Source organism: Flavobacterium sp. (genome assembly GCF_049590715.1).
GTDB lineage: Bacteria > Bacteroidota > Bacteroidia > Flavobacteriales > Flavobacteriaceae > Flavobacterium.
In genome coordinates, this window is record NZ_JBAWDL010000175.1 from 1 (window position 1) to 9,868 (window position 9,868).

Consider the following 9,868-nt stretch of genomic DNA (forward strand, 5'->3'; position numbering starts at 1 on the left):
AGCTAAAGTTATGAAATTGATGGAAAATGCAGATCAATTGATTACTGGTGTCAATAATGTTTTAGACAAAAAGGCACAAGATGATTTAAAATAGTCTTTGGCTGAAATGAGTCAAACAATGGAAGAATTCCATAAAGCTTCGGCAAGTATGAATACTATTTTAGATGATAATAAAACTCAAATAAAAGGAGTTGTAACCAACTTTAATAAAATTTCAAGTGATTTTTCTAAAATTTCAGATTCTATAAATAAAGCTAATTTAGGTAAAACCATTAGGAACTTAAATAATACAGTAGTAAAAGTAAATGGAATAATGGCTGGATTAGAGTCAGGAAAAGGCACTATGGGTAAATTACTTAAAGACGATGCCATGTATACTAATTTTAATAAAACATCTAAAGAATTAGAGGTTTTATTACAAGATATTAGATTACACCCAACAAGATACATAAACGTATCTCTTTTTGGTAAAAAAGACAAACCTTACAAAGCACCAGATACACTTTCAAACAATAAATAAAAATAGTTATGAACTATTTAGACAATATATTTTTTGCAATACTACTGATTGCTGGTTTTGGATACTTTTATAATAATATTAAAAAGTTAATCCGAAATATTAATCTAGGTATCGATATTGATAGAAAAGACAATCCATCAGCACGTTGGAAAAACATGGCTATGATTGCTCTTGGACAATCTAAAATGGTCAAAAGACCTATTGCTGGAATTTTACATATCATTGTATATGTTGGTTTTATTATCATCAACATTGAATTACTTGAAATAATTATTGATGGATTAGTAGGAACGCATAGAGTTTTTTCATCTCTTGGTGCAGTTTATGGTTTCTTAATAGGTTCGTTTGAGATTTTAGCAATACTGGTTTTAGTAGCCGTTATTGTATTTTGGATTCGTCGTAATATTGTAAAATTGCAACGTTTCATTAATCCTGACTTAAAAGGTTTTCCAAAGAATGACGCTAATTACATTCTTTATTTCGAAATGGTTTTAATGACGTTGTTCTTAGTAATGAATGCTACAGACAACTTTTTCCAAATGAATAATTCAGGAAATCTAATTTCTCAACATATAGCACCATTATTCTCTGGGTTTTCAGAAAGTTCCCTTCATATTGTCGAAAGAACAACTTGGTGGTTACATATTACAGGTATTTTGATTTTCTTGAACTACTTGTACTTTTCAAAACACCTTCATATTTTACTAGCGTTCCCTAATACTTTTTTTGCTGATTTGAATCCTTTGGGAAAATTCAATAATCTAGAGGCAGTGACTAATGAAGTAAAACTAATGATGGATCCTAATGCTGATCCATTTGCCGCTCCTGCTCCTACAGAAGGTGAAGTGCCAGCTAAATTTGGAGCTAACGATGTTCAAGATTTAAATTGGGTACAATTACTAAATGCGTATACATGTACTGAGTGTGGTCGTTGTACATCCGCATGTCCAGCAAATCTAACAGGCAAAAAATTATCTCCTCGTAAAATCATGATGGACACCAGAGACCGTCTTGAAGAAGTAGGTAAAAATATCGATGCTAATAAAGGAATTTTTATCCCAGATAATAAGACATTGCTAAACGATTACATCACTCCTGAGGAATTGTGGGCGTGTACTTCATGTAACGCTTGCGTTGAGGAATGTCCTGTAAACATCAGCCCGCTGTCAATCATTATGGATATGCGTCGCTATTTAGTAATGGAACAAAGCGCTGCGCCTATGCCGATAAATGCGATGATGACTAATGTAGAGAACAACGGTGCACCATGGCCATACAGCCAACAAGACCGTTTAAACTGGAAAGACGAGTAAAATAATTTGGGCGTGACCCTCCGTAAAAACTACGGGTCGGGCTATCCGTTCCCGCTTTTTATAAGTTGCAAAAAAGCAACTCATAAATGAGCTCCACTACTATCCCTCACGCAAAACAACGCTTAGGGATATAAGTAAACTAATTACAAAGAATTCAACCCGAGTAATTATTAGCCAAAAAGACTGTATAAAATAACAAATAGCAATCTCCTCTACCTCTCTCCTTTGCAGAGGGCGGGGGTGAGGTTTAAAGATAACAATATGTCAGAAAATTTAATAGTGCCAACAATGGCCGAAATGCTAGCTCAAGGGAAACAACCCGAAGTACTATTTTGGGTAGGTTGCGCAGGAAGTTTTGATGATAGAGCCAAAAAAATAACAAAAGCATTTGTACGTATTTTAAATCGTGCCAATGTTTCTTTTGCTGTTTTAGGTGCCGAAGAAAGTTGTACTGGTGATCCTGCCAAAAGAGCTGGAAACGAATTTTTGTTCCAAATGCAAGCCATGATGAATATCGAGGTGTTGAATGCGTATGAAGCTAAAAAAATCGTTACCGCTTGTCCACATTGTTTTAACACTTTAAAAAATGAATACCCAGAACTAGGCGGACAATACGAGGTAGTTCACCATACCGAGTTTCTAAAGTCATTATTAGATGACGGTCGGTTGACTATTGAAGGTGGACAATTTAAAGGAAAAAGAATAACATTCCACGATCCTTGCTATTTAGGAAGAGCGAATAAAGTTTACGAAGCACCTAGAGATTTAATTCAAAAACTAGATTCAGAATTAGTAGAGATGAAACGTTCTCGTGCTAATGGATTATGTTGTGGCGCTGGTGGTGCACAAATGTTCAAAGATGCTGAACCAGGAAATAAAGAAGTAAATATTCTTAGAACCGAAGATGCTCTCGAAACTACTCCTGAAATCATCGCGACAGGTTGTCCATTTTGCAACACCATGATGACAGACGGAATCAAAAACAAAGAAAAAGAAGGTGATGTCAAAGTATTGGACATAGCCGAATTAATAGCAAATGCACAGGATTTGTAGAAGAAAACAGGTTAAGAGTTATGTATTAAGTGTTATGTGTCATGTGTCATATTTCATGACTTATATGTTGATTATTTCAAACTCCTAACTTCTGACTTCTAACCCTTAACTCATAACACATAACTTACCATGTATATACCATTTGAAGATTTACCAGAAGAATCCAGAATTTGGATTTACCAATCTAACAGAAAATTTTCCGATGCTGAAATTTCTGAAATAGAAACGGATTTACAAACATTTTTAGAAAGTTGGGCTGCACACGGAACAAGTTTAGAATCCTCATACCAACTAAAATACAATCGTTTTATTATTTTAGCAGTCAATCAAGAGGTGCAAGCGGCAACAGGTTGTTCTATTGATTCGTCTGTAGTATTTATTCAAGGATTGGAGAAAAAATACAATGTAGATTTGTTAGATAAAATGAATGTAACCTTTAAACAAGGCGAACATATTGCTCACAAACCATTGATTGATTTTAAAAAAATGGTCAAAGATAAGTCAGTGACCGAAAGTACAATTGTCTTTAATAATCTAATCAACAATGTTCAAGAATTCAATGAATCATGGGAAGTAGAAGCAATCGATAGCTGGCACAGCCGATTTTTTTAAAAGTATTAAAAATTGTAAATAAAAGGAGGTATATACCTCCTTTTTTTAATTGTATATAGTTTTGAAATAAGACTTTTTAACTTATTTTAACTCTTTTGTGGAGCTATTTTGAGTAAATTCGCTTTATATAAAATTCATAGATGAAAATTGCAATTGTTTGTTATCCTACTTTTGGTGGTAGTGGCGTAGTCGCTACAGAACTAGGTTTAGAATTGGCTCGTATGGGCCACGAAATTCATTTTATTACCTATAGTCAACCCGTTCGTTTGGCACTATTGAACCCTAATGTTCATTACCATGAAGTAAATGTTCCAGAGTATCCATTGTTTCATTACCAACCCTACGAATTAGCTTTGTCAAGTAAATTAGTTGATATGGTTAAATTGTACAAAATTGAAATTTTACATGTTCATTATGCAATTCCTCATGCTTATGCGGGATATATGGCAAGACAAATGTTGAAAGATGAAGGAATTCATATTCCGATGGTCACTACTTTACATGGAACGGATATTACACTGGTTGGAAATCATCCTTTTTATAAACCAGCAGTAAGTTTTAGTATCAATAAGTCGGATGTGGTGACTTCTGTTTCACAAAGTTTAAAAGAAGATACGTATCGCTTATTAAACATTAAAAAGGATATTCAAGTGATCCCTAATTTTATTGAATTAGATAAAAATACAAAAGATCCACATATTCCATGTCGTCGTTCTGTAATGGCAAATGGAAATGAAAAAATAATTACGCATATTAGTAATTTTAGGAAAGTAAAACGCATTCCTGATATTATTAAAATATTTTACAAAATTCAACAAAATATTCCTGCAAAGTTAATGATGGTGGGAGATGGACCAGAAAAAGAAAAAGCAGAAGCCTTATGTCAAGAATTAGGAATTTCAGATAAAGTAATCTTTTTTGGAAATAGCAACGAAATAGATAAGATTTTAAGTTATTCTGATATGTTCTTATTGCCTTCGTCAACCGAAAGTTTTGGATTAGCTGCCTTGGAAGCAATGGCTTGGGGAGTTCCTGTAATTTCTAGTAACTCTGGAGGGTTGCCAGAAGTTAATTTTGATGGTATTTCAGGCTATTTGAGTGATGTAGGTAACATTGATGAAATGGCTGATAATGCTTTAAAAATTCTATCAGATGATTTGGTTTTGTGTGAATTCAAAAAAAATGCACTCGAAGTAGCTAAGAAATTTGATATCAAAAATATTTTACCGCTGTACGTTGCTATATACGAGAAAGCGTTAAAAAAATACGCTAAAAAAAAGAAGTCACCTTCTAAGCCTGATTAAAATTAAAAGATTTTAAATTGAAAAAAATAATATACATAATATTTAGTTTTGTTTTAGCTTCTTGTGGCGCTTCGTCAACTAAAACAGTTGCCGCTCATCCATTATATGAAGTTTTAACACAGAAATCAGACGGTGGTGCTAATATTAATTTCTATGAAATTCTTACGGAACCAAATGAAATTAAGATGTTACAAAATGATTCCTTTTTGAAAAATAAAATAAGTACTATAGACGTACAAAAATCAAATTTTATCATTTTAAATTTAGGAGAACAACCAAGTAGTGGGTATTCTATTGGAGTAGAGAATGTTGAACAAGTAGGAGATTCAATTTATGTAAAAGTCAAAAAAGTCAGTCCAGAACCAGATGTTATGGTAACGCAATCCATTACATATCCGTATTGTGTAGTCAAAATAAATTCCAAAAAAGGAATCAGTATTAAATAAAAAATGCCGCTATCAAAGCGGCATTTTTGTTATATATTCTCAATTATTAGAATTGGTATCTCAATGATAATGCAATATCTGAACCATAATTGTTTTTGAAATATCCACTACCTCCAAATTCAGGTCTGAAATCAAGTGAAATCAACAATGGAATATCGAAGTTGTACTCAATACCTATGTCTCCAGCTGCATAAGCAAATGTACCACTATCTTTAGCACCTTTAACATCATATCTCCAACTTCCTAATCCAGCACCTACACCAGCGTACCAATTAAATCCATTTTCAATATTCCATACCCATTGGTAAAGCCCTGTTAATTTAAAAGCATCAACATCATGATTATTTCTCCATCCTAAATCAGCCTCTATTCTATTTTTACTTGATAGACCTCTTTGGTATGAAATTTCTCCTCCAAAACCATTGTTATCTCCGAAACGTAACCCTAAAGCATTTTTAGAGATTTCTTGAGCCTGTGCACTGAATGCTAATCCCATTAGCATAAAAGCTGCTAAAATAAGTTTTTTCATAAATTTTCTAATTTGTTTAATGCAAAATTACATTTAAAATGTTTCATAAATTTATAAAATAAATTTAATTTTTTACATAATTCACATTAATAGATTATAAGTTATTATTATTAGTGTTTTATGCTTTTGATATTTATTTAGAAAAAAGTATTGAAGCGATTAGTTTATGGTTTAATACTTCTTCAGTATCGGTATCATTTTCTAAATCAGTATAATAAGATTCTTGATAGCGTCTTAATTTCCATTTTTTCTTATTGTATTCCAGTGCAGTTAAGTTTTCAACCCAATCTCCAGAATTTAAATATAATGTACTTCCATTTTTTGTAATTTTGGCTTCCATTTTTGGTTCATGAATATGGCCACATATTACATAATCGTATTTATTTTCGATCGCAAGTTCAGCAGCTGTTACTTCAAAGTCAGAAATGTGTTTGACGGCTTTTTTTACACTTGCTTTTATTTTTTTAGAAAATGAATAAGGTTCTTTTCCAATTTTACTCAAACACCAATTTATAAAACGATTGATGAGTATTAAATAATCATATCCTAAGCCCCCTAATTTTGCAATCCATTTAGCATGGTTAACAGAGGCATCAAAAACGTCTCCGTGAAATATCCACGCTTTTTTATCATCTAATTCTAAAACCAATTTATCTACTAATGAAAAATTCCCCATATTGAAATCACTAAATTTGCGTAGCATTTCGTCATGATTACCAGTGATGTAGTATACTTTGGTTCCTTTGGAAGCAAGACTAACAATTTTTTGAAGGACTTTTAAATGGGATTTAGGGAAATAAGATTTTCTAAATTGCCAAATATCAATAATATCACCGTTTAGGACTAAAGTATCAGGTTTTATTGAGGATAAGTATTTATAGAGTTCTTTGGCGTGGCTTCCGTAAGTTCCAAGATGTGTGTCTGAAATCACTACTAATTCAACCTTTCTTTTTTTCAATGTAATCTAAAATTTGATTTTGAACAAATTAAATGAATTTCATTTTGTTTAAATGAAAATTAAGGTTAAGAAAAAGACAGTAATATTAACACAACATCAAGATTTTAGTATTGTTTTTTAAAGCGTAAACTTAAAAATTTAAAACTAAAATAGTACTTTTGTTCAAAATTAATAATAATGGCAGGAAATAGCTACGGTACACTATTTAGATTAACAACATTTGGTGAATCCCACGGAGAAGCCTTAGGCGGAATAATAGATGGATGTCCATCAGGAATAACAGTAGACTTTGAGGCTATTCAATTGGAGATGTCAAGAAGAAAACCAGGTCAGTCAGCAATTGTAACCCAGAGAAAAGAGCCAGATGATGTGCAGTTTTTATCGGGCATTTTTGAAGGTAAAACAACTGGAACTCCTATTGGATTTATAATCCCAAACACCAATCAAAAATCAGACGATTATTCTCATATAAAAGATAATTATAGACCAAGTCATGCTGACTATGTATATGATCAAAAATATGGTTCAAGAGATTATCGTGGTGGAGGACGTAGTTCCGCTCGTGAAACCGCCAGCAGAGTAGTAGGAGGAGCCATTGCAAAACAAATGTTACCAGAAATTAAAATTAATGCTTATGTTTCTTCTGTAGGGCCTATTTATTTAGAAAAACCGTATCAAGATTTAGATTTTTCTAAAATAGAAAGTAATCCTGTACGTTGTCCTGATGAAGCTTTAGCAGCGCAAATGGAAGAGTACATACGTGAAATTCGTAAAGAAGGGGATACCGTTGGTGGAACTGTAACTTGTGTGATACAAAATGTGCCTATTGGGTTAGGAGAACCTGTTTTCGATAAACTACATGCTGAGTTAGGCAAAGCCATGCTTTCTATCAATGCTGTAAAAGGTTTTGAATTTGGTAGCGGTTTCTGCGGTTCAAAAATGAAAGGAAGTGAACACAATGATTTATATAACCCAGATGGAACAACTAAAACAAATCTTTCAGGAGGCATTCAAGGAGGAATCAGTAACGGAATGGATATATATTTCAGAGTAGCTTTCAAACCCGTTGCAACAATCATGAAAAAACAAGAATCATTAGACAACAAAGGAAATATCACAGAGATGACCGGTAAAGGTCGTCATGATCCATGTGTTGTTCCTCGCGCAGTGCCTATTGTGGAAGCAATGGCCGCCATTGTTCTAGCTGATTTTTATTTAATCAATAAAACATATAAATAGTTTAGACTTGGTTTAAAACGTTTATAGCTTATTTTTGAAAGGTGTTGCATTAGTTTTTTAGAAAATTAAGCACACCTTTTTTCTTTTATAACATATTAAAACAGCAATTACGATGATAAAAAAATTGGGGTTACATTGGAAAATCTTAATCGGTATGATTTTGGGATTGCTTTTTGGTTTAGTGATGAAAAACCTAGAACAAAAAGGAATTGTTGTTGATTGGGTCAAACCTTTTGGAACTATTTTTATTAATTTACTAAAAATGATAGCAGTTCCATTAATCGTTGTTTCTTTAATTGTAGGATTGGCTGATTTAAAGGATATTTCAAAATTATCAAAACTAGGAGGAAGAACAGTGCTGTTTTATTTATGTACAACTATTATAGCGGTAAGTTTGGGTTTAGTTCTAGCTAATATTATAAAACCAGGAAGTTATATTAATGAGGTTTCCCGAAAAAGTTTGCTCGAAAACTTTTCAGGTGATGCTATCCAAAAAATTGAATTAGCTGATAAAACTAAAATAAGCGGACCGTTGCAACCTATTATTGATATCGTTCCTGATAATTTTTTTAAAGCTTTATCAGATAATGGAAGTATGTTGCAAGTCATTTTTTTTGTTATTCTGATGGGAATAGGATTAATTTTAATAGAAGAAGAAAAAGCTAAACCTGTTGTTGACTTCTTTAAAGGAATGAATGATGTAATTCTCAAGATAATTGATATTGTCATGTTGTTCTCTCCTTATGGTGTTTTTGCATTAATGGCAGCATTAATGGTTGAAATTCCAGATTTCACAACCCTTGGAGCATTAGGTATTTACGGATTAACAGTGCTTTTAGGGTTAATCCTAATGACATTTGTTTTGTATCCAAGTTTATTAATGATATTTGCCAAAGTCAATCCAATTACATTTTTTAAAGCCATTGCTCCTGCACAATTATTGGCTTTTTCTACAAGTTCTAGTGCCGCAACTTTACCAGTAACCATGGAATGTGTTACTGAAAATTTAGGTGTTGACGAAGAAGTTTCAAGTTTTGTATTGCCATTAGGGGCAACCGTAAATATGGATGGAACAAGTTTGTATCAAGCAGTAGCAGCCATTTTTATTGCGCAGGCAATGTTACCTTCCCCATTGGATTTGAATACACAGTTAATGATAGTAGTTACCGCAACGCTAGCATCAATAGGTTCAGCGGCAGTTCCAAGTGCTGGAATGGTGATGCTTGTAATTGTTCTAGGTCAAGCTGGAATTCCTGAGGCAGGATTAGCACTTATTTTTGCTATTGATAGACCATTAGATATGTGCAGAACAGTTGTTAATATTACTAGTGATGCTACTGTAGCAACTATTGTAGCCAAATCTGTGGGTAAATTAAACCAAAGTAAAGAAGCATAATTCGTACTGTGTTTTTTTGATATTATCTAATCATGGCTATCATTTTTAATGTATATTTGAGCAATAGCTTTCGTTTATGTTTCAATTAAGAATTTTAATTTGTGTTTTCTTTTCATGGACTGTTTGTAGTAATGCTAATGATACTATAAAGGGAATACCGGCAAGGAATGAAATAGTAAAATTAACGAATGAAGCTTCTGATTTACTTCATAAATATAATTATGAAAAATCCTTTATTACCTCAAGATCCGCTTTACAATATGCCTATACAATAAAAGACAATTATCTTATTGCAAAATCATATAATATTATAGGAGCTAATTATGAACAATTAGCAGAGTTGGATAAAGCAATTTTATACTATAAAAAAGGATTGTCATTTGCTAATTTAGCTAATGATGTTAAAAATGAAATAAATAATAATCTAGGTCGCATTTATTGTTTTAAAAAAAAGGATTATAACACGGGAATCTCTTATTTAAATAAATCTTTATTATT

At 32.4% G+C, this 9,868-nt stretch carries 10 protein-coding genes and 1 pseudogene; 9 read left to right on the forward strand and 2 right to left on the reverse strand.

Annotation, left to right across the window (positions count from 1 at the left end):
- The first annotated feature begins 118 nt into the window (after window positions 1-118).
- The 6 genes from WBQ70_RS07990 (at window position 119) to WBQ70_RS08015 (ending at window position 5,248) form a co-directional block, all read left to right on the forward strand.
- Window positions 119-520, forward strand: coding sequence for a hypothetical protein (locus WBQ70_RS07990; RefSeq protein ID WP_423912671.1), 402 nt, complete (start codon window positions 119-121; stop codon window positions 518-520).
- A gap of 8 nt (window positions 521-528) precedes the next feature.
- The gene (locus WBQ70_RS07995; RefSeq protein WP_423912673.1) at window positions 529-1,833 is read left to right on the forward strand and encodes a 4Fe-4S dicluster domain-containing protein; all 1,305 of its coding nucleotides are present in this window, start codon (window positions 529-531) and stop codon (window positions 1,831-1,833) included.
- Window positions 1,834-2,094: 261 nt separating this feature from the next.
- Window positions 2,095-2,886 (forward strand): (Fe-S)-binding protein, encoded by a 792-nt coding sequence (locus WBQ70_RS08000; RefSeq protein ID WP_423912676.1) that lies wholly within the window; start codon window positions 2,095-2,097, stop codon window positions 2,884-2,886.
- 129 nt (window positions 2,887-3,015) lie between these two features.
- A complete protein-coding gene (locus WBQ70_RS08005) occupies window positions 3,016-3,498 on the forward strand; it encodes an ABC transporter ATPase (protein WP_423912678.1) in 483 nt (160 codons plus the stop codon).
- A gap of 140 nt (window positions 3,499-3,638) precedes the next feature.
- On the forward strand, window positions 3,639-4,802 hold the full coding sequence (gene bshA, locus WBQ70_RS08010; protein ID WP_423912680.1) for an N-acetyl-alpha-D-glucosaminyl L-malate synthase BshA: 1,164 nt from the start codon (window positions 3,639-3,641) through the stop codon (window positions 4,800-4,802).
- Window positions 4,803-4,819: 17 nt separating this feature from the next.
- Window positions 4,820-5,248 carry a protease complex subunit PrcB family protein gene (locus WBQ70_RS08015; RefSeq protein WP_423912683.1) on the forward strand — a complete coding sequence of 143 codons (429 nt, stop codon included), beginning with the start codon at window positions 4,820-4,822 and terminating at the stop codon, window positions 5,246-5,248.
- Window positions 5,249-5,294: 46 nt separating this feature from the next.
- Here the strand turns inward: WBQ70_RS08015 and WBQ70_RS08020 are convergent, their stop codons facing one another.
- On the reverse strand, window positions 5,295-5,777 hold the full coding sequence (locus WBQ70_RS08020; protein WP_423912685.1) for a hypothetical protein: 483 nt from the start codon (window positions 5,775-5,777) through the stop codon (window positions 5,295-5,297).
- A 133-nt stretch (window positions 5,778-5,910) separates the two neighbouring features.
- The gene (locus WBQ70_RS08025; RefSeq protein WP_423912688.1) at window positions 5,911-6,735 is read right to left on the reverse strand and encodes a UDP-2,3-diacylglucosamine diphosphatase; all 825 of its coding nucleotides are present in this window, start codon (window positions 6,733-6,735) and stop codon (window positions 5,911-5,913) included.
- 177 nt (window positions 6,736-6,912) lie between these two features.
- On the opposite strand from WBQ70_RS08025, the gene aroC reads away from it, so the two are divergent.
- The 3 genes and pseudogenes from aroC to WBQ70_RS08040 all read left to right on the forward strand — a co-directional run.
- Window positions 6,913-7,974, forward strand: coding sequence for a chorismate synthase (aroC, locus tag WBQ70_RS08030; protein ID WP_423912689.1), 1,062 nt, complete (start codon window positions 6,913-6,915; stop codon window positions 7,972-7,974).
- Window positions 7,975-8,089: 115 nt separating this feature from the next.
- On the forward strand, window positions 8,090-9,370 hold the full coding sequence (locus WBQ70_RS08035; protein ID WP_423912692.1) for a dicarboxylate/amino acid:cation symporter: 1,281 nt from the start codon (window positions 8,090-8,092) through the stop codon (window positions 9,368-9,370).
- 76 nt (window positions 9,371-9,446) lie between these two features.
- A pseudogene (locus WBQ70_RS08040) lies at window positions 9,447-9,868 on the forward strand (hypothetical protein); the annotation flags it as partial.